Raw genomic sequence first — 24,528 nt, 5'->3', positions numbered from 1 at the left:
CATGAGCCAAGCATTGCCCGCTACCCGCGTGGTAGCCGTGATTGGTGCTGGTGCCATGGGTGCCGGCATTGCCCAGGTGGCGGCCCAGGCCGGCCACACCGTGCGTCTGCTGGACGCGCGTGAGGGTGCCGCCGAACAGGCGATCGCCAACATCCGCAAGATGTTCGGCAAGCTGGCCGACAAAGGCCGCATGAGCGCGGAGCAGGCAGAAGCTGCCGGCGCACGCCTGCTGCCGGCCGCCAGCAACCAGGAATTTGCCGATGCCGCCCTGGTGGTGGAAGCCATCGTCGAGAACCTGGACGTCAAGCGCAAGCTGTTTGCCGAGCTGGAAGACATTGTTGCCGCAGACGCCATCCTGGCGACCAACACCTCCTCGATCTCCGTGACCGCCATTGGCGCGGCGCTGAAGCGCCCGCAGCAGCTGGTCGGCATGCACTTCTTCAATCCGGCGCCGCTGATGAAGCTGGTGGAAGTGGTGTCCGGCCTGGCGACCGACCGCCAGGTGGCCGAGATCATCTATGACACCTCCGTGGCCTGGGGCAAGACCCCGGTGCACGCCAAGTCCACGCCCGGCTTCATCGTCAACCGCGTGGCGCGCCCCTACTATGCCGAAAGCCTGCGTCTGGCAGGCGAGGGCGCTGCCGACATCGCCACGCTGGATGCCGTCCTGCGCGAGGCGGGCGGCTTCCGCATGGGCCCGTTCGAGCTGATGGACATGATCGGCCACGACGTGAACTTTGCCGTCACCAAGTCGGTCTGGAATGCCTTCTACAACGACCAGCGCTTCCTGCCTTCGCTGATGCAGCAGGATCTGGTGGATGCCGGCTTCCTGGGCCGCAAGACCGGTCGCGGTTTCTACGATTACGCCGAAGGCGCCGACAAGCCGCAGCCGCAAACGGCTGCTGCCGTGGCGGCACCGGCCGGCATCGTGCTGCATGGCGAATGCCCGCTGGCGCAAGCGCTGGCCAGTCGCCTGCAACAGGCTGGCGTGGCCTTCACGCAGCAGCCGGCACAGGCCGATGGCCGCGTGGCGCAGATCGGCGACACCGCCCTCTATCTGACCGATGGCCGCACCGCCACCCAGCGTGCCCATGCCCTGGGTTGCAACAACCTGGTGCTGGTGGATCTGGCGCTGGATTACACCCAGGCCACGCGTCTGGCGGTGGCGGCGGCGCTGCAGGCCGATGCGGCTGCCGTGCAGGCCGTGACCGGCCTGTTGCAGGCGGCCGGCTATGCCGTGTCCGTGCTGCGTGATGTTCCCGGCCTGCCGGTGATGCGCACCGTGGCCATGCTGGCCAACGAGGCCGCCGATGCCGTCAACCAGGGCGTGTGCGATGTCGACAGTACCGACGTGGCGATGCAGCTGGGCGTGAACTACCCGCGTGGCCCGCTGGCCTGGGCGCGTCAGGTGGGACTGGAGCAGGTGCGTACCGTGCTCGCCCATCTGGCCCAGTTCTATGGAGAGGACCGCTATCGCGTGTCCCCCTGGATCCAACAACAGGTTTATGCAGGAGATGTCCGTCATGGATGAACAGAAGATCAGCCCGGCCGAAGCACAGGCCCTGGCGGATGCCGCGGCCCAGGCCATGTGGCAGCGTGACACCAACGCCCATGCACGCGGCATGGAACTGGTGGCAGTCAGCCCCGGCGAAGCCACGGTGCGCATGCGCGTGGCCCCCGACATGGTCAACGGCCACCACATCTGCCACGGCGGCATGCTGTTCACGCTGGCCGATACCGCCTTTGCCTATGCCTGCAACAGCTACAACCTGAACACCGTGGCATCGGCCTGCCATATCGATTTTCTGGCGCCGGCACGGGAAGGCGAACTGCTGGAGGCACGTGCGGTCGAGCGTTCGGCATCGGGCCGTACCGGTGTCTACGACGTTACCGTCAGCGTGGTGGACGGTGGCACCGTGGCTCTGTTCCGCGGCAAGAGCTACCGCATCCGTGGCGAAGTCACGGCCAGTTTTACCGATGCGGCCTGATCTGGTGCCGTTTCCTTTTTTTCTCAAACAACAACATATTCATTCACTGGAGACTTTTGCATGAACCAGCAAGCAAAACCCGGACTGCACGCCATCGAGTCGGCCAGCCGGGACGAAATCTCGGCCCTGCAACTCGAACGCCTGAAGTGGTCGGTGCGCCACACCTATGACAACGTGGCGCCCTACCGCGCCAAGTGCGAGGCCCAGGGCGTGCACCCGGACGATCTGAAAACCCTGTCCGATCTGTCCAAGTTCCCGTTCATGACCAAGATCGACCTGCGGGACAACTACCCCTTCGGCCTGTTCGCCAAGCCGATGAAGGAAGTGACGCGCCTGCACGCTTCCAGCGGTACCACCGGCAAGCCGGTGGTGGTGGGCTACACCCGCAAGGACATCGACAACTGGGCCGACCTGATTGCGCGTTCGCTGTATGCGGCTGGCGTGCGTCCCGGCGACATGGTGCAGAACTCCTACGGCTACGGCATGTTCACCGGCGGCGTGGGTGCCCACTACGGCATCGAGCGTCTGGGTTGTACCGTGGTGCCGATGTCCGGTGGCCAGACCGAAAAGCAGGTCTCGCAGATCATGGATTTCAAGCCCGATGCGATCATGGTGACGCCGTCCTATTCGCTGGTGATTGCCGAGGAATTCGAGCGTCTGGGCGTGTCCCCCGAGGACATCTCCCTGCGCGTGGGCGTGTTTGGTGCCGAGCCCTGGGGCGAAGGCATGCGCGGTGAAATCGAGCGCAAGCTGGGCATCGACGCGGTGGACATCTACGGCCTGACCGAAGTGATGGGCCCGGGCGTGGCCTGCGAATGCGTGGAAAGCAAGGACGGCCCGGTGATCTGGGAAGACCACTTCTACCCGGAAATCATCGATCCCGAAACCGGCGAAGTGCTGCCCGACGGCTCCGAGGGCGAACTGGTGTTCACCTCGCTGACCAAGGAAGCCTTCCCGGTGATCCGCTACCGCACGCGTGACCTGACGCGTCTGCTGGCGCCGAGCTCGCGCGCTTTCCGCCGCATCGGCAAGATCGGTGCCCGTACCGACGACATGCTGATCGTGCGTGGCGTGAACGTGTTCCCCAGCCAGGTGGAAGAGCAGATCCTGCGCGACAAGCGTCTGGCTGGTGTGTACCAGATCCACCTGAGCCGCACCGGCCTGATGGACGACGTGGAAGTGCATTGCGAATTGCAGCGCGAGTTCACCGGCCGCCTGACCCCGCAAGAGGTGCAGCTGTGCGCCAAGGAGCTGCAGCACCACATCAAGACCCATATTGGCATCAGCACCAAGGTGGTGATTGTCGATGCCGACCAACTGCCGCGCACCCTGACGGGCAAGGCGCGTCGCGTGTACGACAACCGTCCGAAGCTGGTGTAAGGAGAAAGAACAATGACACAGGCATTTATCTGCGACGCCATCCGCACGCCCTTCGGGCGCTACGGTGGCACCCTGTCCACGGTGCGCGCCGATGATCTGGGCGCGCTGCCGATCAAGGCGCTGATGGAGCGCAACCCCCAGGTCGAGTGGAACCTGGTGGATGACATCATCTACGGCTGTGCCAACCAGGCCGGCGAAGACAACCGCAACGTGGCCCGCATGAGCGGCCTGCTGGCCGGACTGCCGGTGAACGTGCCCGGTACCACCGTGAACCGCCTGTGCGGTTCCGGCATGGATGCCATCGGTCTGGCAGCGCGCAGCATCAAGGCAGGCGAAGCCGGCCTGATGATTGCCGGCGGTGTGGAAAGCATGAGCCGTGCCCCCTTCGTCATGCCCAAGGCCGAAACCGCCTTCAGCCGCAGCAATGCCGTGTACGACACGACGATCGGCTGGCGCTTCATCAACCCGATGATGAAGAAGCTGTACGAGACGCACTCCATGCCGCAGACGGCCGACAACGTGGCTGCCGATTTCAACATCAGCCGCGCCGACCAGGACGCCTTTGCGCTGCGTTCGCAGCAGCGCTGGGCCGCTGCCGACGCCGCCGGCCGCTTTGCCGACGAGCTGATCAGCGTGACCATTCCCCGCAAGAAGGGTGATCCGGTGGTGTTTGCCGCCGACGAGCATCCGCGTCCGCAAACCACGCTGGAACAACTGGCCAAGCTGAAGGGCGTGAACGGTCCCGATCTGACCGTGACGGCCGGCAACGCTTCCGGTGTGAACGATGGTGCCTGTGCGCTGCTGGTGGCTTCCGAGCAGGCCGCCGGCCAGTACGGTCTCAAGCCGATCGCCCGTGTGGTCGGCATGGCCACGGCCGGCCTGGCTCCGCGTATCATGGGTTTTGGCCCGGCTCCGGCCGTGCGCAAGGTGCTGGCCCAGACCGGCCTGAGCCTGGAGCAGATGGACGTGATCGAGCTGAACGAAGCCTTTGCCGCACAGGCGCTGGCCGTGCTGCGCGATTTGGGTCTGTCCGATGACGCCGAACACGTGAACCCGAACGGCGGTGCCATCGCCATGGGTCACCCGCTGGGTGCCAGCGGTGCGCGTCTGGTGATGACGGCGGCCTACGAGCTCAAGCGCCGTGGCGGCCGCTACGCCCTGTGCACCATGTGCATCGGCGTGGGCCAGGGCATCGCCATGGTCATCGAGAGCGTCTGAGCCGGAGTGTCCGCATGAGCAAGTACACGACATTGAGCATCGAGCGCGAAGGCGCGGTTGCCACCGTCTGGATGGACCGCCCCGATGTGTTCAACGCGTTTGACGAGCAGCTGATTGCCGAACTGGATCAGGCATTTGCCGAACTGGATCAGGACGACAGCGTGCGCGTGGTGGTGCTGGGCGGCAAGGGCAAGCATTTTTCTGCCGGCGCCGACCTGAACTGGATGAAGCGTGCCTCCACCTTTACCGAGGAAGAAAACCGCGCCGATGCCCTGCGTTTTGCCGGCATGCTGCGCCGCATGGCCACCATGTCCAAGCCGACCGTGGCCCGGGTCCAGGGCGCTGCCCTGGGCGGTGGTACCGGCCTGGCGGCTGCCTGCGATATCGCGGTGGCCAGCGATGATGCCTCGTTCGCGACTTCCGAAGTCAAGTTCGGCATCATCCCGGCCGTCATCAGCCCCTATGTGCTGCGTGCCATCGGTCCGCGCCAGTCGCTGCGCTATTTCCAGAGTGCCGAGCGCTTTACGGCGCAACGCGCCCAGATGATCGGCCTGGTGCACGAAGTTTGCGCCCGCGACGATCTGGATGCCACGGTCCAGGCCGTGGTCGAACCGCTGCTCACCGGCGGCCCTGGTGCCCAGCAGGCGGCCAAGGATCTGGTGGCTGCGATCCACGGTCTGCCGATTGGCGAGGCCGCTGGAGAAGAAACTGCCCGGCGCATTGCGCGCCAGCGTGCGACCCCGGAAGCCCGTGAGGGCATCGGGGCATTCCTGGAGAAGCGCAAGCCGTCCTGGCTTGCCTGAGGCTGCCCAGCCACTCCAATTTTTCCCAAGTAGTAAGGAGACTTCACTATGTATACACAGTCCTTTAGTGTTTCGGACGAGCCGGGCAAGCAGCAGAAAGCGGTTCTGTCTACCGAATCGCCCGAGCTGATGGCCAGGTTCGATGCCCGCATCGACGCTGACGGCCGCATCGAGCCGCAAGACTGGATGCCCGAGGCATACCGCAAGACCCTGGTGCGCCAGATCAGCCAGCACGCGCACAGCGAAATCGTTGGCATGCTGCCTGAAGGCAACTGGATCAGTCGCGCTCCGAGCCTGAAGCGCAAGGCGATCCTGATCGCCAAGGTACAGGACGAGGGCGGTCACGGCCTGTACCTGTACAGCGCGGCCGAGACGCTGGGCACCAGCCGCGACCAGATGCTGGACGGCCTGCACTCCGGCAAGGCCAAGTACAGCTCCATCTTCAACTACCCGACCCTGAACTGGGCCGACGTGGGCGTGATCGGCTGGCTGGTGGATGGCGCTGCCATCATGAACCAGGTGCCGCTGTGCCGCTGCTCCTACGGCCCCTACGCCCGTGCCATGGTGCGCGTGTGCAAGGAAGAGTCCTTCCACCAGCGCCAGGGCTACGAAGGCCTGCTGGTGATGATGCAGGGCACCGAAGAGCAGAAGGCCATGGTGCAGGACGCCGTCAACCGCTGGTGGTGGAAGTGTCTGGCCATGTTCGGACCGCCGGATGCCGACAGCCCGAACAGTGCCCAGGGCATGCGCTGGGGCATCAAGCGCGTCTCCAACGACGACCTGCGCCAGAAGTTCATCGACGCTACCGTGCCGCAGGCCAAGGTGCTGGGCGTGACCCTGCCCGATCCGGACCTGAAGTGGAACGAGGAGCGTGGTCACCACGACTACGGCCAGATCGACTGGAGCGAGTTCTGGGATACCGTCAACGGCAACGGTCCTTGCAACAAGGAACGTCTGTCCACCCGCGTGAAAGCGCACAACGATGGTGCATGGGTCCGCGAAGCCGCGATCGCCCACGCCCGCAAGCAACAGCAACGTCAAATCAAGGAGGCAGCATGAGCATCGAACTGAAAGATTGGCCCCTGTGGGAAGTATTCGTCCGCAGCAAGCAGGGTCTGGAGCACAAGCACTGTGGCAGCCTGCACGCGTCCGACGCGGCGCATGCCCTGGAGGCCGCACGTGATGTGTATACCCGTCGCCAGGAAGGCGTGAGCATCTGGGTGGTGGAATCCAAGAAGATTACCGCCAGCAACCCGGATGACAAGGGCGAGCTGTTCGATCCGGCAGCCGACAAGATCTACCGCCATCCGACCTTCTACGAGATCCCGGAAGAAGTGGGGCACATGTAATGAGCGCAACGACCGAATACCTGCTGCACCTGGCGGACAACGCCGTGGTGCTGGGCCAGCGCAACGCCGAATGGTGTGGCCATGGCCCTGCGATCGAGGAAGACATCGCCCTGGCGAACGTCAGCCTGGACCTGATCGGTCAGGCGCGTCTGCTGTATCAGCAGGCCGCCGAGCGCATGGGCAATGGGGCCACGGAAGACCAGCTGGCCTATTTCCGTGACGTGCCGGATTTCCGCAACTACACGCTGCTGGAACTGCCGCACCACAGCGCGCTGGTGGGTTACGCCAAGTCCGACATGGACTACGGCACCACCATCGTGCGCAACTTCCTGTACAGCGCCCTAATGGTGCTGGTGTGGGATCACCTGCAGAAGTCTTCCGACGAGCAGCTGGCCGCCATCGCTGCCAAGTCGCTCAAGGAAGTGCGTTACCACCTGCGTCACTCCCGTGACTGGCTGGTGCGCCTGGGTGACGGCACCGAGGAATCCCATGCACGTGCCCAGGCCGCGCTGGATCACCTGATGCCCTATACCGAGGAATTCTGGCAGGGTTGCGCGATGGAACAGGCCGCCGTGGCGGCTGGCGTGGGTGTCGACATGGCAGCGCTGCGTCCGCAGTGGGACACGCTGGTGAACGACGCCCTGGCCGAAGCCACGCTGCAGCGTCCGGCGTTCCCGGGCGGCTACATCACGCAGGGCAAGGAAGGTCTGCACTCCGAGCATCTGGGCTTCCTGCTGAGCGAAATGCAGGGTCTGGCGCGCGCCCATCCGGGCGCCAGCTGGTAAGGCCATGAGCACGCAGTTCAACCAGGACGCTGTCCAGGCGGCGTGGGCCGCCCTGGAACAGTTGGCCGACCCCGAGATTCCCGTGGTATCGCTGCGGGAGTTGGGCATCCTGCGCGATATCCGCCTGGGTGACGAGGGGTTGGAAGTGGTGATCACGCCGACCTACAGCGGTTGCCCGGCCATGGGCCAGATCGAGGATGACGTCAACGCCACCCTGCAGGCTGCCGGCCTGCAGGGCCGTGTCATCACGCAGCTGGCACCGGCCTGGACGACCGACTGGATGACGGACGAGGCGCACGAGAAACTGCGGGCCTACGGTATTGCGCCGCCGCAGAACCGTTGCGCCAGCCAGCCGGTGCAGGGTGAGAGCGTGTTGCGCTTCGTGCGCCAGGCTGGCCAGTCCGAAGTGGTGCCCTGTCCGAAGTGCGGTTCCAGCCATACGGTGGAAACCTCGCATTTCGGCTCCACTGCCTGCAAGGCCCTTTACAAGTGCCTGGACTGCCAGGAGCCTTTCGACTATTTCAAGCCCTATTAAAAAAGAGATTGGGAGACTTTCATGTCCATTCCTCGTTTTCATGACCTGAAGGTCAAGCGCGTCAATCCGGAGGCGGCCGGCTCTGTGGCCATCGCCTTCGATATTCCGCACGACGCACGCGCCGACTTCCAGTTCGAACCCGGTCAGTTCCTGACCCTGCGCGCCACCATCGACGGTCAGGATGTGCGCCGCAACTACTCGATCAGCAGCTCGCGCAGCCGCTTCCACCGTGACGGCGAGATCGAGATCGGTATCCGCCCGGTGGTGGATGGCGTGTTCTCGAACTGGGCCGCCACTGCCGTGAAGGCAGGCCAGACCCTGTCCGTGATGCCGCCCGATGGCCGTTTCACGGTCAAGAAGCAGCGCGCGATCCACCGCGTCGGCTTTGCCGCCGGCTCCGGCATCACCCCGATCCTGTCGATCGCGGCGACCACGCTGGAAGAGCAGCCCGAGTCCAAGTTCACCCTGGTGTACGGCAACCGCCGCATGTCCAGCGTGATGTTCAACGAAGCCCTGCAGGATCTGAAGGACCGCTACGCCGGCCGCTTCACCATGATCCACATCCTGTCGCGTCAGGCGCAGGAAGTGGACCTGCTGCAAGGCCGCATCGACGCCGAGAAGGTGCAGGCCCTGGTGGATGCCCTGCTGCCGGCCAAGAGCATGGACGAAGTGTTCATCTGCGGCCCCGAGGCCATGATCGACGCCACGACCGACGCACTGGTCAAGGCAGGCGTGCCCGAGAACCGTGTCTACAGCGAGCGCTTTGCCACCTCTCCGGCCCAGGCCGCCAAGATCCAGGCAGACTCCGATGCGGCTGAATCCAAGGTGGCTGCCACCAAGGACAAGCTGATGACCGTGGTGCTGGACGGCAAGGAGTACGAGATCCCGGTGAGCGAAGACGATCACCTGCTGGATGCGGCCCTGGACGCCGGTCTGGACCTGCCGTTCTCCTGCAAGGCCGGTGTCTGCTGCACCTGCCGCTGCAAGGTGGTGTCTGGCGATACCGTCATGGACAAGAACTTCACGCTGGAAGCCGACGAAGTGGCACAGGGCTATGTCCTGAGCTGCCAGGCGCGCGCCACCGGCCCGAAGGTGGTCCTGAGCTTCGACGATCGCTGATCCACGTCGGTTGATCCGCATTGACCCGCCCGCCGCTTTGCGGTTGGCGGGTCGTTTTATTTTGGGGCTCCCTGCCATCTCTCTGGCGGGGAGCCTCCTGGTTTTGGCAGGCCTGATTGGGGGTGCGGTGAGTGGTCCTGCGTGTGCGGGTTGGTCCAGCGCTCTTCAGTCGGTCTGGGCGGATGCGGGCCTGCATGCCAACAGGCAGCAAGACAGCAAGCAGTGCGCCGGCTCGCCAGGGGGGGTGTGACCGGAGACGTGTGCTGCCGTGTCCAGACTGCTTCCCGGCATGGCAGGCCAGAGGGCCCTGAAGCTCCAGCGTTCATGCCCAGGAATGGCTGCACAGGGCTTCTGCTGGAGCATCGCAGCAGGGGTGTATGCCGCATACGCTGCGAGCACGAAAAAGGCCTGTCTGCAGGCAGACAGGCCGAAGGGGGAGTCGCGATCCGGTTTATGTGCCGTGCATCACGATATATGTGTCACGTGGTGCCGATTACACCTTGGTGATGCGGCCACTGACCGGCGGGATGTGGCGCTTGATCAGCATCAGCGCGAAGGCCGAACCGAACATGCCGACTGCCAGCAGGGTCAGGAAGCCGTTGGCACCGGCGGCGGTGATCACGGCTGCGCCGATGAAGGCACTCACGATGCCGCCGCCGCGGCCTACGGCCAGCGCCATGGCGGTGCCGGTGGCACGGATGGAGGTCGGGTAGACATAGGCACACAGGGCGTACAGCAGCACCTGGGAGGCGCTCACGAACAGGCCGTGGATGCCGAAGCCGGTGATCAGCATCTGCGTGTCCTGCTTGGTGTCGATGCCCATCATGGCGATCGCCACGATACCGGCCAGCAGCGCCATGATGATCATCGGGATGCGGGAGCCGAAGCGGTTGACGATCAGCGCGCACAGCAGCGAACCGACCACGCCACCCACGTTGTAGGCGGTCAGGCCCTGGCTGGCCAGCGAGACCGGCAGGCCTTCGCTGGTCAGCATGGTGGGCAGCCAGCTGTAGGCGCTGTAGAGCGACAGCACGACCATGAAGAAGGCCAGCCACAGGCCGATGGTGTCACGTGCGTAGTCGCTGGTGAACAGGCCCTTCATGCCAACGGCCTGCTTGGCGTTGGCGCTGGCTGCGGCTTCCAGCGAGTCGGTGAACTCGGCGTTGGCCGGGGTCGGGCGCTCCAGGCGATTCAGCAGCTTGACCAGTTCCTGCCAGCGTTGGCGCTGACGGGCCAGGAAGCGCGGCGATTCCGGCAGGAAGGCGAACAGCACCAGGCTGAAGGCCATCGGGATTGCGCCGCCGATCCAGAACAGGGCGCGCCAGCCGTAAGTCGGCAGCACCCAGCCGGCAAACAGGCCGGCCAGCATGCCACCCAGCGGGAAGCAGACGATGGAGATGGTCACGGCCATGGTGCGGGAACGCGCCGGCGCGTATTCGGCCGTCATGGTGGAGCAGCTCGGCAGGGCGCCGCCAATGCCGAGACCGGCAACAAAGCGCAGGGCAATGATGGTTTCCACATCGGGCGAGAAGCCGATGGCCACGGTGGCGGCACCGAACAGCAGCACGCTGAAGGCGAGGACCAGACGGCGGCCGATGCGGTCGGCGATGCTGCCGGCCATGGCCATGCCGACGGCCATGCCGATCAGGCCGGAAGCCACGGCAGGTGCGAAGGCGGCGCGCGTGATGCCCCATTCCTTGATGATCATGGGGATGGCAAAGCCGATCAGCTGGCCATCAAAGCCATCGAGTACGATGGCCATGGCGCACAGGAAGATCACGCCTTTCTGCAGGGCGGTGAATGGCCCCTGGTCGAGCGCGTGGCCGATATCGATGACCGGTGCTCCGCCGGCGGTGGTGGTCTGACTCATGGGGTCTCCAAATTGACTTAAATCAAGAATCGCTCAGTTAAGCGCGAACTATATCAGTGGAGTCCCAACGTGTTACCAAAACCTAGGGAAAGCGATAATCAATTGTGTCATGTTATGGATCAACATGTTGCGCGGAACCATCAGGCGGGTGGCTGGTCAGGTCGGCGAGGATGTGCCTGATCACGGTTTCGGCCTGGGCGGCATCGAAATCCTGGTGCAGCTTCTTGCGCACGCCCTGTTCCTGCAGCTGGAAATGGCGATCCGGCGTGATCGCGTGACGTGCCAGCGTGTTGCGCACGCATTGCAGCTGGCAGCCATCCAGCGCGATGATCGGCCGGCCGGAGCAGGCCAGCTTGACCAGCGAGGGCACATCACCGCCCACGCCGGCGATGCAGGACATTTCGGCCACGCCGCGCCGGTCCAGCTGCAAGGCCACGTGGTTGGCCAGCTGGGCGGCGCTGGAACAGCCTGAGCACGAGTACACCAGCGCCTGCTGGTGGCGGGGTCGGGTCATGGGGGGTTCTCCGGTGGATGGCCAGCCAGTCACGCACGGGAGCGGGACGGCCGTGCGTGGGCCGCCTGTGTCTTACTGGCGCAGGAAGTCGATGACCACGCCGTTCATGTCGCGCTGCAGGTAGCTGATCCGGATGCCCTGGTCGCCGTAGCGTTCGATCATCTGGTGCAGCAGCGGAATCGGGTCGTGGTCATTGACGAAGCGCATGGTTTCGCCGGGCTGCAGCGCGTCCAGTGCACCAAAGATGGCGGCATGGCGGAAGCGCTTGGCCACGCCACGCGCATCAAAGCCATGAACGGCATCGGCATGCGCAGGGTGCTGCGGCATGCCGGCGGGTTGCAGGGGAATGGTGGTCATCGGAATCTCTCCTGGCCGGGGGGTGGATGGAGAGGGCATTCTTGTCCGATAAAACAGTAGGGATTTGACCTGCCGCAAGGATGTCCTTTTGGGGGAGCAGGCCTCATCCGGCAGAGGGAGGCTGCCGCTCAGGCCAGCTCCAGCTGCTGCAGCACGTCGCGCCCATAGCGCTCCAGCTTGGCCTCGCCCACGCCGCTGATGCCATTGAGCGCCGCCAGGGTGTCGGGGGAGGCCTCGGCAATGGCGGCGAGCACGCTGTCATGAAAAATCATGTAGGCCGGTACGCCATGTTCGCGGGCGGTGTCGGCGCGCCAGCGCTTGAGGGCGTCGAAACGCTGGCGGCCGGCATCGTCGAGTTGCGCGGCCAGCACGCCGAGCCTGCTGCCGGCACTGCGCGTGCCGCTGGCGCGACGGCGCGCACTGGGCGTGACCGGAGCGCGCAGCAGCACCGTCTGCTCGCCGCGCAGGATCGGGCGTGCCATCGGCGTCAGGTGCAGGGTGTTGAAGCGGCTGGCATCGACCAGCAGCGCGCCGGTGGCGATCAGCTGGCGCAGCAGGGGGCGCAGCTCGGCCTCGCTGGCCCCGCGTGCCAGGCCGAAGGTGCTGAGCGTGTCATGGCCGTACTGCTTCACCTTGTCGGTATCGCGACCGCGCAGCACATCCATCACCTGGCCGGCGCCAAAGCCGAAACCGGATTTTTCCTGCAGGCGGTAGACGGTGGACAGCAGCTTGCGTGCCAGTTCCGTGGCGTCCCAGACATCGGGCGGGTTGAGGCAGTTGTCGCAGTTGCCGCAGGGTTGCGAGGGCTCGCCAAAATAGGCCAGCAGGCGCACACGGCGGCAATCGATGGCCTCGGCCAGCGCCAGCAGCGCGTCCAGCTTGCCAGTCTGCACCTGCTTGAAGCGCTCTTCGGCCGGGCTGTCATCGATCATGCGGCGCTGGTTGACCACGTCCTGCAGGCCATACGCCATCCAGGCATGCGACGGCAGGCCGTCACGGCCGGCGCGGCCGGTTTCCTGGTAGTAGCTCTCGATATTGCGCGGCAGATCCAGGTGTGCCACGAAGCGCACATCGGGCTTGTCGATGCCCATGCCGAATGCGATGGTGGCCACCATCACCACACCTTCCTCGCGCAGAAAACGATCCTGGTTGGCCTGGCGCAGGCTGGCATCCATGCCGGCGTGGTAGGGCAGGGCATCCACGCCTGCGCGCACCAGCGCCTCGGCGACTTCATCCACCCGCTTGCGGGACAGGCAGTAGACCACGCCGGCATCGCCTTCGTGCTCGTCTTCGATGAAGCGCTTGAGCTGGGCCAGCGCATCGCGCTTTTCGACAATGGTGTAGCGGATATTGGGGCGATCGAAACTGCTGACAAAGGATTCGGCCTGCTCCAGCTGCAGGCGTTCGGCGATGTCCTGGCGTGTGAGATGGTCGGCCGTGGCGGTGAGCGCGATGCGCGGCACGCCGGGAAACTGCTGCGACAGGATATCGAGCTGGCGGTACTCAGGGCGGAAATCGTGGCCCCACTGGCTCACGCAGTGCGCTTCGTCGATCGCGAACAGCGCCAGCTGCCGCTGCTGGTAGAGGCGCTGCAGCAGTTCCAGGAAGCGGGCCGTGGTCAGGCGCTCCGGCGCCACGTAGAGCATGGTGAGCCGGCCCGCGAGCAGATCCTGTTCCACCTGGCGCGCCTGTTCAAAGTCGAGGGTGGAGTTGAGGTAGGCAGCAGCAACACCGGCTTCCTGCAGCGCGCAGACCTGGTCGTGCATCAGCGCCACCAGTGGCGACACGACGATGCTGCTGCCCAGTCCCTGGCGCTGCCGCACGATGGCCGGAATCTGGTAGCAGAGCGACTTGCCGCCGCCGGTCGGCATCAGCACCAGCGCATCGTGGCCCTTGCTGACGCGTTCGATGATGGCCTGCTGCTGGCCGCGAAAGGCCGGGTAGCCGAAGACCTGCTGGAGCACCTGCAGGGGGGAGGAGGCTTGGGGAGAGTCAGGCATCGTCGGGTAAAAATGAATACCTGCGCATTATATCTATCCCCGCTTGTCCCCATGAAAAAACCGCCGGTCCTTGCGGATCTGGCGGTGTGAGGCACAAGGCCTGGCCGGCTTACTTGCGGCGTGCCGCCTGGTACAGCGGCATGACCTGCGGCAGGGCGGCCTGGATGCGCGAGGTGCGGTCGGCTGCATTCGGGTGGGTGGAGAAGAAGGCCGAGCCCTGGCCGGCACCATTGGCCGCCATTTTCTGCCACAGCGTCAGCGCCGCCGAGGGGTTGTAGCCGGCGCGCGCGGCCAGCTCCAGGCCAAAGATATCGGCTTCGGTTTCCATGCGGCGCGAGTAGGGCAGATCCAGCGTCAGCTGCTTGGCAATGCCGGCCACGTCCATCATGCCGCCGCTCAGGCCCAGCAGCGAACCGCCGATGGACAGCGCCATGTCGCCCGCCATTTGCTGCGACACCTGCTCGCGCGAGTGCTCGCGCAGGGCGTGCGCCATTTCGTGGCCGATCACGGCGGCGAGTTCATCGTCGGACAGGTTCAGCTTCTGGTACAGGCCGGTATAGACCGTGACCTTGCCGCCCGGCATCACGTTGGCGTTGACTTCATCGTTGCGGATCAGCGCCAGATCCCAGTTCCAGCGGGCCGCATCGGGACGGAAGTGGCTGACCTGGCCCGCCAGGCGGCGCATGATGCTGGTGACGCGGTTGTAATCGGCGCCACTGGTGATCAGCACGCCCTTGGATTGCGCTGCGCTCTTGCGCTGGTTGAATGCCTGTTGCGAAGCCTGCACCATCTCGGCTTCGGATACCAGCAGCAGCTGCGAACGGTTGCTGCCGGTGACGGAGCCGGTGGTGGAGGTGGCGCAGCCGGCAAGGGCAGCCGTGGCGGCCACGGCTACAGCGGCGCGACGCGCCATGACGATCAGAGGCTTGTTCGACATGTGGAATCTCCCTGGTGTTCTGGTCGCAGCACGGCAACATGCCAGTGCGCAGGAATCTGACGATTGGCATGTTAGACCAATTTGCCGGGAGGGGTTCCCGCCGGCCTGTAAACAATCGTCAGCCGTGAAAAAGTCTCGCCGGCCGGGCTTGTCTTGAAAATCGGAAGCCATGCCCTACCTGTGTAGGACAGATTCAACCAAGCAAGACAACCATGAGTACCCATCAACATGCCTTCCAGGCCGAAGTGGCACAACTGCTGCATCTGGTCACCCACTCCCTCTATTCCAACCCCGACATTTTCGTGCGCGAGCTGATCAGCAACGCTTCCGATGCCAGCGACAAGCTGCGCTTCGAGGCGCTGGAGCAGCCGGCCCTGTACGAGGGCGATGCTACGTTGCAGGTGCATGTGGCGATCGATCCGGCCGCCAGGACCATCACTTTTACCGATAACGGCATCGGCATGAGCGAGCAGGAAGCGATCGAGCATCTGGGCACGATTGCCAAGAGCGGCACAAAGGACTTTGTCAGCCGCCTGACCGGCGACCAGAAAACCGATTCCCAGCTGATCGGCCAGTTTGGCGTGGGTTTCTACTCCGGCTTTATCGTGGCCGACAGGATCACGGTGGAAAGCCGCCGTGCCGGTCTGCCGGCGGATCAGGGCGTGCGCTGGGTCAGCGGCGGCACCGGCGAGTTCACCACCGAAACCATCACGCGCGAGAAGCGCGGCACCAGCATCACGCTGCATCTGCGCGACGACCAGCTGGACTACCTGAACGGCTACAAGCTCAAGAGCATCATCGCGCAGTACTCCGATCACATCAGCCTGCCGATCATGATGCCGAAGGAAGAGTGGAAAGAGGGCGAGGACGGCCAGCCCGGCGACATGGTGCAGACCGGCGAGTGGGAGCAGGTCAACGAAGCGCAGGCGCTGTGGACGCGCAACAAGAAGGACATCACTGCCGAGCAGTACAACGCCTTCTACCAGCAGCTGGCCCATGATTATGAAGATCCGCTGGCCTACAGCCACAACCGTGTCGAGGGCCTTACCGAGTACACGCAGCTGCTGTACATCCCGGCGCATGCCCCGTTCGACCTCTACCAGCGCGATCAGCAGCATGGCCTCAAGCTCTATGTACGCCGCGTCTTCATCATGGACAAGGCCGAGGCACTGCTGCCGCAGTACCTGCGTTTCGTGAAGGGCGTGGTCGATGCCTCCGACCTGCCGCTGAACGTCAGCCGTGAACTGCTGCAGGAAAGCCGCGATATCCGCAGCATCCGCGAAGGCAACACGCGTCGTGTGTTGTCCATGCTGGAAGATCTGGCCAGCCAGCAGGCGACGCCGCCGGAAAGTGGCGAGGGCAAGGTCGATATCGGCAGTGGCGAAGCGGTGCCGGCCCCGGAGCCGGTCGAAACCGCAGACGGTATCACCGATGTGCAGGACAAGTCCGAAGCCGCTCCGGCCGCAGAAACCGCCGCCGCCTTTGCCGAACAGGCCAGTGGGCACGGCAAGTACGCGCGCTTCTATGCCGAATTTGGTGCCGTGCTCAAGGAGGGGCTGGGCGAGGACAGCAAGAACCGTGACCGCATCGCCAAGCTGCTGCGCTTTGCCAGCACCACCACCGACAGCGTGAGCGTCAGCCTGGCCGATTACAAGTCCCGCATGCAGGAGGGCCAGCAGGCGATCTACTACATCACCGCCGAAAATCAGGCCGCTGCCAGCAACAGCCCGCAGCTCGAACTGTTCCGCAAGAAGGGCATCGAGGTGCTGCTGATGACGGATCGCGTTGACGAGTGGGCGCTGGGCTATCTGACCGAATTTGACGGTACGCCGCTGCAAAGCGTGGCCAAGGGGGCGGTGGATCTGGGCCAGCTGCAGGACGATGACGAGAAAAAGGCTGCCGAAGCCGCCGAGGAAGCGGCCAAGCCGTTGCTGGAACAGCTCAAGCAAACGCTGGCCGAAGTGGCCGAAGACGTGCGCAGCACCACGCGCCTGGTCGATTCCCCGGCCTGCCTGGTCTCCAGCGACAACGGCATGAGCATGCAGCTGGCACGCCTGCTCAAGCAGGCCGGCCAGCCGGTGCCGGACGTCAAGCCGGTGCTGGAAGTGAATCTGGAGCACGCCCTGATCCGGAAGCTGCAGGCAGCGCAGGAGGATGCCGGTCGCTTTGCCGATCTGGCCCGCATCGTGTTCGACCAGGCCCTGCTGGCCGAAGGCGGCATGCCGGCCGATCCGGCGGGCTATGTGAAGCGGGTGAATGCGCTGCTGGCATGAGTATGAGGGTCGCCTGAAGCGCTGAGCAACGGCCATCTGTGGAAGCATGGATGGCCGTTGTGCCGTGGCTGCCTGACTTGCTGAAGAAGTCCGCCGCATTTGTTGCAGAATGGCGCGCATGATGCCTTCCGCCGATCTGCCCGATGTCTTGCAGGCGATTCAGCTCGCCACCCGCAGCCACCAGCAGCAGCACGCCTGCAATGCCCATACCTTTGAAGATGGTGCCGGTCTGTGGCAGCTGGTGCAGCAGCACCAGCCGCGTCACATGCTGGAGCTGGGCAGCGGCCTGGGCTACACCGCCTGCCTGATGGCGCTGGCCAGCCCGCAGGGGCAGGTGCTGACGCTCGAAGGCGATCCTGAACATGCCGCGCTGGCGCGTCAGCAGATTGCGGCGCTGGGGCTGCAGCAGCGCGTGCAGCTGCACGAAGGCTCGTTTGCCACCGTGATGCAGGCGCTGCAACTGCCGGCTGGCAGCCAGGACCTGGTGTTTTTTGATGGCAATATGCCGCCGCTGATTCTGGTGCAGCATTTCCACACGCTGCTGGCCCCCGGCGGCCTGCTGGTCTGCGCCAATATCGACCTGAACGGCCCGCTGGGCGCACGCCGGGTACGCGCCGAGCTGGCCGATGCGCAACGCTGGCAGCTGCTACCGCCGCTGGAATCCGGCCTGACGCGCGTGGCGCGCCGGCTGCCTGCCCTGAGCCCCTGATAATCATCGCCATGGACTATTTTTCCCTTGCCCTCGATCTGGCCGAAAACGCGCTCACGCTGAGCAACCCGAATCCGCGTGTCGGCGCGGTCATTGTCGGCCAGGATGGCCGGATACTGGGCCAGGGCTACACCCAGCAGCGCGGCGGGCCGCATGCCGAGGTGATGGCCTTGCGCGATGCCGCCAGCCGCGACGCAGACGTGCGCGGCAGCACCTGTTACGTCACGCTGGAGCCCTGCTCGCACCATGGGCGCACGCCGCCGTGCTGTGATGCGCTGATCGCGGCAGGCGTCGGCCGGGTCTGCATTGCCCTGCGTGACCCGAACCCGCTGGTGGCGGGGCAGGGCATGGCGCGGCTGCAGGCTGCCGGCATCGCCGTGGAACTGGCACCGGAACAGATCGCGGCACGCGCCCGCGAGCTGAATATCGGCTTTCTGCGCCGCATGCAGCATGGTCTGCCCTGGGTGCGACTCAAGACCGCCTCCTCACTCGATGGCCGGGTGGCGCTGGACCATGGCGACAGCCAGTGGATCACCGGCGAAGCGGCGCGTACCGAGGTGCAGCACTGGCGCGCGCGCGCCTGCGCCGTGCTCACCGGGATCGGCACTGTGCTGGCCGACAACCCGCTGCTGAACGTGCGTTTGCCCGGGGCCACGCGCCAGCCGCATCTGGTGATCGTCGATACGCAGCTGCGTACCCCGCCGGGCGCGCAACTGCTGCAGGTGCCGCAGCGCCGGGTGCTGATCGCCAGCGTGGAACAGGCCGATGCCGGCTGGCAGCAGCGCGCCGCCGCGCTGCAGGTTGCCGGTGCCGAACTGCTCTTGTTGCCGGCCGATGCCGCCGGTCGTCCCGATCTGGCGGCGCTGCTGCAAGAGCTGGGCCGGCTCGAAGTCAACGAGCTGCATGTCGAAGCGGGCGCACAGCTGGCGGGCGTCCTGCTGCAGCAGGGTCTGGTCGATGAGCTGATCGCCTATGTGGCACCGCTGCTGCTCGGGCCCGGTCAGCCGCTGGCCGTGCTGCCACCGTTGCAGCGCGTGGCCGATGCCGTGCGCTGGCGGCTGCATGCGTTGCAGGCGGTGGGTGACGATGTGCGCCTGCAACTGCGCCCGGCCTGACTCTGTGCACTTTCGCACAAGACAGCGATGGCCGCATGTCACATGGCATGACGGCGGGGAACGCTTGCGCTAGCATGGTATCCAAGGGGAACAGGGCCGCATCGGCCCGGGTTCCGTGCGAAAGGAAAGCGATATGAACAAGATCTGGCGCAAGATGCCTGCCGCGCTGGCAGCGGGTGCCGCCGTGCTGGCCCTGGGCGGCTGTGCCGGCAGTGTGAACGGCTGGCCGGTACTCGGCGGCGTGAACATTGGCGTGGGCAGCGGCGGCGGCTGGGGCGGTGTCACCATGAGCACCCCGATCGGCAGCCCGACCAGCCCGGTCAGCGGCACCATCGGCCTGGGACGAGGCAGTGGCGGCTGGGGCTGGGGCAGCGGCGTGGGGGTCGGTGTCTCCATGGGCGGCAGCACGGTGCTGAACCGCAGCGATGACAACGCGCCGGCCGACACCCTGCCGGCTCCGGCGGGTACCCCGGTGCAGCAGGCACCGGCCGGTGTCTGGAGCCCGGTGACACAGGGCGGCACGGCGCAGTCGCCGCAGGCCCCGGTGGTGAACGAGGCCCCGGAAGGTTCGGCTTTTCGCAACTGGCCCTGGGGCGTGCAGCGCGTCAGCCCCTGAACGGCTGCCGGCCCATGCAAAAGCCCGCCGGGCCTGAAGGCCGGGCGGGCGGGTCCTGACTGGCCGGCTGCCGTGGCAGCCAGCTGCAGCTTGGCCGATTACTTGCTGTAGTCGTACACGCCACGGCCGGTCTTGCGACCCAGGCGGCCGGCGGCCACGTACTCCTTCAGCAGGTAGCAGGGGCGGTACTTGCTGTCGCCCAGCTCCTTCAGGTACACCTCCATCACGGCCAGGCACACGTCCAGACCGATCAGGTCGGCCAGCGCCAGCGGGCCGATCGGGTGGTTGCAGCCCAGCTTCATGCCGGCATCGATGTCTTCTGCCGTGGCCAGGCCTTCGGCCAGCACGAAGAAGGCTTCGTTGATCATCGGCACCAGAATGCGGTTGACGACAAAGCCCGGGTTGTTCTTGACCGTGATCGGGGACTTGCCCAGCTTCTCGGCCAGTTCCTTCACGGCGTCATGCGTCTCGTCGCTGGTCTGCACGCCACGGATCACCTCCACCAGCGCCATCATCGGCACCGGGTTGAAGAAGTGCATGCCCACGAACTTGTCGGCGCGGCTGGTCTGGGCAGCCAGGTCGGTGATGGAAATGGAAGAGGTGTTGGTGGCGATGATGGCACCAGCCTGCACGGCCTCGTCGATCTGCTTCAGGATCTTGTTCTTGATTTCGTGGTTTTCGGTGGCGGCCTCGATCACCAGGTCCACGTCCTTCAGGTCGTCGTAGCTGGTGCTGCCCTTGACCAGCGCCAGGGCCTTGGCCTTGTCGTCTTCGGTCATCTTTTCTTTCTTGATCAGGCGATCCAGGCTGCCGGAGATGGTGGACAGGCCCTTCTGCACGGCGGCTTCGGAAATATCCACCATGACGACGCTGATACCGTTGACGGCGCAGGTCTGTGCAATGCCGTTACCCATGGTGCCGGCACCGACGATGCCTACTTTGCTGATGCTCATACTGATCTCCTGGAGAGTGTGAAGTCTGTCTGCCATCTTAACCCGCGTCCATGACGGGACTGTGAGCAGACGCCAAAAGGATGGTTGCCGTGCCATGACCGCAACCACGGGGAGGGCTGCCGCCACCTGTGGTGCGGCAGCCGGTAGCGGTTTCAGCCCTTGAGCTGGGCGCGCACGCTGCGGCGCTGTTCGATTTCCTGGCGCATGGCCTCGGTCGTGGCCTGGCCCTGCACCAGCGGACTGACAGCCGGGTAGGCCACGCTTTCTTCCAGCAGCATGTGGTCGGCATAGAGCTGGCAGAACAGGCGGGAGGTTTCCTGCAGCGAAGCGGCATTGAAGGAGGTAAAGCCCTCGACGGCAGCGGTCAGTTCGGGCTGGATGGACAGCCAGTTCTCCTCCAGCCAGCCGTGGTCCTGCTGCAGCAGGCGCGTCACGTGCATCAGTTCCTCGTCACCCGAGGCCAGCAGCGGCGGGAAAATGTGGCGCTCTTCATCCAGATGGTGTTCGCGCGCCTCGCGGCCCAGCCAGTCGCGCACGGCACGGGCCTCGGTGCGCAGCGGCAGCGTTGTGCCCTGTTCGGCCAGATCGTTCGCCAGCTGCGTCAGGCGTTGCAGCATGGCTGCAATCTGCTGGTGGCTATTGTCAAAAAGTCCCATGACGCCAGCCGGATCGGCGGCGGGGACAGGAGTCGGGGCATTCATGGTTCAGCCTCCTTGGCGGGTTGCGGCACATGTCCTGGCAGCGACGGCTGGCGATACCAGCCACCGTGCATAGTGGTCTCATTTTAACGCTGCACTGCAGCAAATGGTGCGCCGCCACAGGGCTTGTCTGATCCGGCGCAGGAAAATATCACGCTTGCCGGCCAGCGCTTACTGGAATGCCACTTCCTGGAAGCTGCGCAGCTTGCGGCTGTGCAGCTGGCCGGTGGCACCGCTGCGCAGCAGCTCCACGGCACGCATGCCGATGCGCAGGTGCTGGTCGACGCGCTGGCGGTAGAAATGGTTGGCCATGCCGGGCAGCTTGATTTCGCCGTGCAGCGGCTTGTCGCTGACGCACAGCAGGGTGCCGTAGGGCACGCGGAAGCGGAAGCCGTTGGCCGCCACGGTAGCACTTTCCATGTCGATGGCGATGGCGCGGCTCTGGCTGAAGCGCTGCACTGGCGCCTGATGGCCTTCCAGCTCCCAGTTGCGGTTGTCGGTGGTGGCCACGGTGCCGGTGCGCAGGATCGCCTTCAGACCGTCCTCCGGCAGCGCCGTGACCTCGGCCACCGCCTGCTGTAGCGCCTGCTGGATTTCGGCCAGCGCCGGCAGCGGCACCCAGGGCGGCAGGTCGTGATCCAGCACATGGTCTTCGCGCACATAGCCGTGTGCCAGCACATAGTCGCCCAGTTGCTGGCTGTTGCGCAGGCCGGCGCAGTGGCCCAGCATCAGCCAGGCGTGCGGGCGCAGCACCGCCACGTGATCGCTCATGGTCTTGGCATTGCTCGGGCCGACGCCGATGTTCACCATGGTGATGCCGTCGTGATCCGGCCCGACCAGGTGGTAGGCCGGCATCTGCGGCAACCGTTGCGGATGGCTGCCCTGCACGAAGCCGTCCGGTGTCGGCAGACTGGCGTGCTGCGTGATCACATTGCCCGGCTCGACAAAGGCGGTGTAGCCGCCGGTATCGTCTTGCATGGCGGCATGGCCCAGGCGGATGAACTCGTCGATATAGAACTGGTAATTGGTGAACAGCACGAAATTCTGGAAATGGCGTGGCTCGGTGCCGCTGTAGTGGCGCAGGCGCTGCAGCGAGTAGTCCACGCGCGGCGCGGTAAACAGCGCCAGCGGCAGGGCCTCGCCATGGCGCGGCTCATGGGTGCCGTTGGCAATGGCATCGTCCATGCTGGCCAGATCCGGCCAGTCGAAGGTGGTGTGCATGCGGGCCCGCTGTGCGGCGTCCAGGCTGCCCTCTACCTGCTCACTCGGATCGAGGGCAAAGTGCAGCGGCATCGGCTGGCTGCTGGTGCTGATTTCCAGCGCGACCTGGTGGTTGTCCAGCAGGTGGCGGAACTGGGTGCGGTAGTAGCTGGCAAACAGCTGCGGATCGGTCAGCGTGGTCTCGAACACGCCGGCATGGGCGACAAAGCCCCAGGCCTGGCCCTGGCCGTCACGCGGCAACCGTGTCGGCTGTCGCGTGCGGATGCGTACCTGCGGGTAGAAGGCGCGTATCGGCTGCGGCAGGCTGCCGTCCTGCACGAACTGGCGGAACTGCGTGCGCAGATGCTCCTGCGCCTGCCGGTAGATCAGCTGGACCTGTTGCAGGGCGGCATCGGCATCGGTAAAGGATTGCGGGGCCACAAAGGGCGGTGTCAGGGCAGGGCTGGCAGCGTTCATCAGGCATTCTCGTCACGGGGTCATGCGGCCATTCTATGAAACTGCCATGGCAGCGGCATGTCAGGCTGCGGCACAAAAAAACGCACCTGCGCCCGAAGGCGGCAGGTGCGTGTGCACGATCAGCGCGTGCGGCGGGGATTACAGCGCGGGGATGCGCAGCTTCTGGCCCGGGTAGATCTTGTTCGGGTCAGACAGCATCGGCTTGTTGGCCTCGAAGATCACCATGTACTTGTTGGCATCGCCGTAGTGCTTCTTGGCGATGGCAGACAGGGTGTCGCCGGACACCACGTCGTGGTACTGGGCGTCGGAACCGGCACCGTCGGTGACGTTCAGGTTGTTGTCCACGTCGCGCACGCTGGCCACGTTGCCGGCTGCCAGGGTGGCCTTTTCGGCGGCTTCCTTGTTGGGCGCATCGCCCGTCAGGGTGACCTTGCCGCTGGCACCGTCAAACATCACGGCCAGGTTGCTCAGGCCCAGGTTCTGGGTCTCGATGTACTGCTTGATGGCAGCGCCGGCTTCGGCGTTGAGCTGGGACAGGGAGGTGGCGTCATTGGCCGCAGCGGCCTCTTCTACCTTCTTGCCACCGAACAGCTTTTCGCCAGCGTCCTTGATGAAACTGAACAGACCCATGTGTATCTCCTGAAATAAGTTGAGGATGGCTCCAGCGTAGCGTGAAAATGTGACAGCGGCGAGGGTGTCTGCAAATTTCTGGTAAGCAATCGTCAACTATGTCGCGCTGGACGTGGATAATGCAGCCATGAGCTTTCTTGCAGTCGATATCGGCAACACCCGCCTCAAGTGGGCGCTGTATGACCGGCCCGCACCGCAGGCGGTGATGCTGGCGCACGGTGCCGAGTTCCTGGAAAACATCGACAAGCTGGCCGATGGCCCCTGGAAGGCGCTGCCGGTGCCGCAGCGCATGCTGGGCTGTGTGGTGGCGGGCGATGCGCTCAAGCGTCGCGTCGAGGAACAGATGGAAATCTGGCCCCAGCTGGAGGCCAGCTGGGTGGTGCCCAGCGCCCAGCAGGCCGGTGTCACCAACGGCTACGATTTGCCCACGCGGCTGGGGGCGGATCGCTGGGTTGCCATCATCGGGGCCTACCGCCGCATGCTGCACCACTGCCAGGGCCGGCCCTTGCGCCCGGTGCTGCTGGTCATGGTCGGTACCGCCGTCACGATCGAGGCGATCGACCCGGCCGGCCTGTTCCTGGGCGGCATGATCCTGCCCGGCCACGGCATCATGCTGCGTGCGCTCGAATCCGGCACGGCCGGCCTGCACGTGCCTACCGGCAACGTCACGGAATTTCCCACCAACACCAGCGATGCCCTCACCAGCGGCGGCACCTTTGCCATTGCCGGTGCCGTGCAGCGCATGGTGCGTCATGTGCAGAAGCGCTGCGGCCTGCCACCCATGTGCATCATGACCGGTGGTGCCGGCTGGAAAATGGCGCCCTACATGGAAACCCCGTTCGAGCTGGTCGAAAGCCTGATCTTCGAGGGCCTGCTCTGCATGGCCGAACAGCCGGATGCGCGCACGGTGGCACACCAGCACCTGCTGGCGCAGCAGGCACAGCAACAGCAGTAAGCGCCCGGCAGCCGCCAGCCGGCCGGATACGGGGCTCGCCTGCCCCG

At 65.2% G+C, this 24,528-nt stretch carries 24 protein-coding genes; 15 read left to right on the top strand and 9 right to left on the bottom strand.

Translation table 11 applies throughout. The features are described 5' to 3' along the window. The first annotated feature begins 1 nt into the window (after position 1). Genes paaH through paaE form a run of 10 tightly spaced genes read left to right on the top strand, consistent with a single transcriptional unit; the run spans position 2 to position 9,177 of the window. The gene (paaH, locus tag C513_RS0109770; RefSeq protein ID WP_018715829.1) at positions 2-1,531 is read left to right on the top strand and encodes a 3-hydroxyacyl-CoA dehydrogenase PaaH; all 1,530 of its coding nucleotides are present in this window, start codon (positions 2-4) and stop codon (positions 1,529-1,531) included. Next, positions 1,524-1,988 carry a hydroxyphenylacetyl-CoA thioesterase PaaI gene (gene paaI / locus C513_RS0109765; RefSeq protein ID WP_018715828.1) on the top strand — a complete coding sequence of 155 codons (465 nt, stop codon included), beginning with the start codon at positions 1,524-1,526 and terminating at the stop codon, positions 1,986-1,988. The genes paaH and paaI overlap by 8 nt, the downstream gene beginning before the upstream one ends. Positions 1,989-2,048: 60 nt before the next feature. After that, positions 2,049-3,368 carry a phenylacetate--CoA ligase PaaK gene (gene paaK, locus C513_RS0109760; RefSeq protein ID WP_018715827.1) on the top strand — a complete coding sequence of 440 codons (1,320 nt, stop codon included), beginning with the start codon at positions 2,049-2,051 and terminating at the stop codon, positions 3,366-3,368. Positions 3,369-3,380: 12 nt separating this feature from the next. Next, on the top strand, positions 3,381-4,586 hold the full coding sequence (gene pcaF / locus C513_RS0109755) for a 3-oxoadipyl-CoA thiolase (RefSeq protein WP_018715826.1): 1,206 nt from the start codon (positions 3,381-3,383) through the stop codon (positions 4,584-4,586). A 14-nt stretch (positions 4,587-4,600) separates the two neighbouring features. After that, positions 4,601-5,389, top strand: a complete 789-nt coding sequence (locus tag C513_RS0109750) for an enoyl-CoA hydratase/isomerase family protein (protein WP_018715825.1) — start codon at positions 4,601-4,603, stop codon at positions 5,387-5,389. 48 nt (positions 5,390-5,437) lie between these two features. Next, entirely contained in the window at positions 5,438-6,448 is a 1,011-nt protein-coding gene (gene paaA, locus C513_RS0109745) for a 1,2-phenylacetyl-CoA epoxidase subunit PaaA (RefSeq protein ID WP_018715824.1), read from the top strand. Then, on the top strand, positions 6,445-6,738 hold the full coding sequence (gene paaB / locus C513_RS0109740; RefSeq protein ID WP_018715823.1) for a 1,2-phenylacetyl-CoA epoxidase subunit PaaB: 294 nt from the start codon (positions 6,445-6,447) through the stop codon (positions 6,736-6,738). The genes paaA and paaB overlap by 4 nt, the downstream gene beginning before the upstream one ends. Continuing rightward, complete coding sequence (gene paaC, locus C513_RS0109735) at positions 6,738-7,523, top strand: 1,2-phenylacetyl-CoA epoxidase subunit PaaC (protein ID WP_018715822.1); 786 nt, start codon at positions 6,738-6,740, stop codon at positions 7,521-7,523. The genes paaB and paaC overlap by 1 nt, the downstream gene beginning before the upstream one ends. A 4-nt stretch (positions 7,524-7,527) precedes the next feature. Further along, positions 7,528-8,058 carry a 1,2-phenylacetyl-CoA epoxidase subunit PaaD gene (gene paaD / locus C513_RS0109730; protein ID WP_018715821.1) on the top strand — a complete coding sequence of 177 codons (531 nt, stop codon included), beginning with the start codon at positions 7,528-7,530 and terminating at the stop codon, positions 8,056-8,058. A gap of 21 nt (positions 8,059-8,079) precedes the next feature. Continuing rightward, positions 8,080-9,177 (top strand): 1,2-phenylacetyl-CoA epoxidase subunit PaaE, encoded by a 1,098-nt coding sequence (gene paaE / locus C513_RS0109725; protein ID WP_018715820.1) that lies wholly within the window; start codon positions 8,080-8,082, stop codon positions 9,175-9,177. Between the two features lie 493 nt (positions 9,178-9,670). Here the strand turns inward: paaE and C513_RS0109720 are convergent, their stop codons facing one another. The 5 genes from C513_RS0109720 to C513_RS0109700 form a co-directional block, all read right to left on the bottom strand. Next, positions 9,671-11,047: an MFS transporter gene (locus C513_RS0109720; protein WP_018715819.1), complete on the bottom strand. Its 1,377-nt coding sequence runs from the start codon at positions 11,045-11,047 to the stop codon at positions 9,671-9,673. A 112-nt stretch (positions 11,048-11,159) separates the two neighbouring features. After that, complete coding sequence (locus tag C513_RS0109715; RefSeq protein WP_018715818.1) at positions 11,160-11,561, bottom strand: putative zinc-binding protein; 402 nt, start codon at positions 11,559-11,561, stop codon at positions 11,160-11,162. 72 nt (positions 11,562-11,633) lie between these two features. Beyond that, on the bottom strand, positions 11,634-11,918 hold the full coding sequence (locus C513_RS0109710; RefSeq protein ID WP_018715817.1) for a DUF2249 domain-containing protein: 285 nt from the start codon (positions 11,916-11,918) through the stop codon (positions 11,634-11,636). Between the two features lie 128 nt (positions 11,919-12,046). After that, positions 12,047-13,918, bottom strand: a complete 1,872-nt coding sequence (gene recQ, locus C513_RS0109705) for a DNA helicase RecQ (protein ID WP_026320729.1) — start codon at positions 13,916-13,918, stop codon at positions 12,047-12,049. A 109-nt stretch (positions 13,919-14,027) separates the two neighbouring features. After that, on the bottom strand, positions 14,028-14,855 hold the full coding sequence (locus tag C513_RS0109700; protein ID WP_018715815.1) for a M48 family metallopeptidase: 828 nt from the start codon (positions 14,853-14,855) through the stop codon (positions 14,028-14,030). 212 nt (positions 14,856-15,067) lie between these two features. Here C513_RS0109700 and htpG point away from each other — a divergent pair, with 212 nt between their 5' ends. From htpG to C513_RS13730, 4 genes are all read left to right on the top strand, one after another. Further along, the gene (gene htpG / locus C513_RS0109695; protein ID WP_018715814.1) at positions 15,068-17,128 is read left to right on the top strand and encodes a molecular chaperone HtpG; all 2,061 of its coding nucleotides are present in this window, start codon (positions 15,068-15,070) and stop codon (positions 17,126-17,128) included. Between the two features lie 118 nt (positions 17,129-17,246). Then, the gene (locus C513_RS13735; RefSeq protein ID WP_169335121.1) at positions 17,247-17,837 is read left to right on the top strand and encodes an O-methyltransferase; all 591 of its coding nucleotides are present in this window, start codon (positions 17,247-17,249) and stop codon (positions 17,835-17,837) included. 11 nt (positions 17,838-17,848) lie between these two features. Then, a complete protein-coding gene (gene ribD, locus C513_RS0109685) occupies positions 17,849-18,952 on the top strand; it encodes a bifunctional diaminohydroxyphosphoribosylaminopyrimidine deaminase/5-amino-6-(5-phosphoribosylamino)uracil reductase RibD (RefSeq protein ID WP_018715812.1) in 1,104 nt (367 codons plus the stop codon). 133 nt (positions 18,953-19,085) lie between these two features. After that, a complete protein-coding gene (locus tag C513_RS13730) occupies positions 19,086-19,568 on the top strand; it encodes a hypothetical protein (RefSeq protein ID WP_018715811.1) in 483 nt (160 codons plus the stop codon). A gap of 98 nt (positions 19,569-19,666) precedes the next feature. On the opposite strand, the gene C513_RS0109675 is transcribed toward C513_RS13730, so the two are convergent. From C513_RS0109675 to lysM, 4 genes are all read right to left on the bottom strand, one after another. Then, positions 19,667-20,521, bottom strand: coding sequence for a 3-hydroxybutyryl-CoA dehydrogenase (locus C513_RS0109675; protein ID WP_018715810.1), 855 nt, complete (start codon positions 20,519-20,521; stop codon positions 19,667-19,669). A gap of 152 nt (positions 20,522-20,673) precedes the next feature. Beyond that, positions 20,674-21,222: a hemerythrin domain-containing protein gene (locus C513_RS13190; RefSeq protein WP_018715809.1), complete on the bottom strand. Its 549-nt coding sequence runs from the start codon at positions 21,220-21,222 to the stop codon at positions 20,674-20,676. Between the two features lie 168 nt (positions 21,223-21,390). Further along, entirely contained in the window at positions 21,391-22,896 is a 1,506-nt protein-coding gene (locus tag C513_RS0109665; protein ID WP_018715808.1) for an AMP nucleosidase, read from the bottom strand. 138 nt (positions 22,897-23,034) lie between these two features. Then, positions 23,035-23,526: a peptidoglycan-binding protein LysM gene (lysM, locus tag C513_RS0109660; RefSeq protein ID WP_018715807.1), complete on the bottom strand. Its 492-nt coding sequence runs from the start codon at positions 23,524-23,526 to the stop codon at positions 23,035-23,037. Between the two features lie 127 nt (positions 23,527-23,653). Here lysM and C513_RS0109655 point away from each other — a divergent pair, with 127 nt between their 5' ends. Next, complete coding sequence (locus C513_RS0109655; protein ID WP_018715806.1) at positions 23,654-24,481, top strand: type III pantothenate kinase; 828 nt, start codon at positions 23,654-23,656, stop codon at positions 24,479-24,481. Positions 24,482-24,528: the final 47 nt, after the last annotated feature.

Source organism: Allobrachymonas chironomi DSM 19884, assembly GCF_000374625.1.
Classification (GTDB): Bacteria; Pseudomonadota; Gammaproteobacteria; order Burkholderiales; family Burkholderiaceae_C; genus Brachymonas; species Brachymonas chironomi.
The sequence above is the reverse complement of the archived record's forward strand: the minus strand, read 5'-3'. Positions and strand labels throughout refer to the sequence as shown.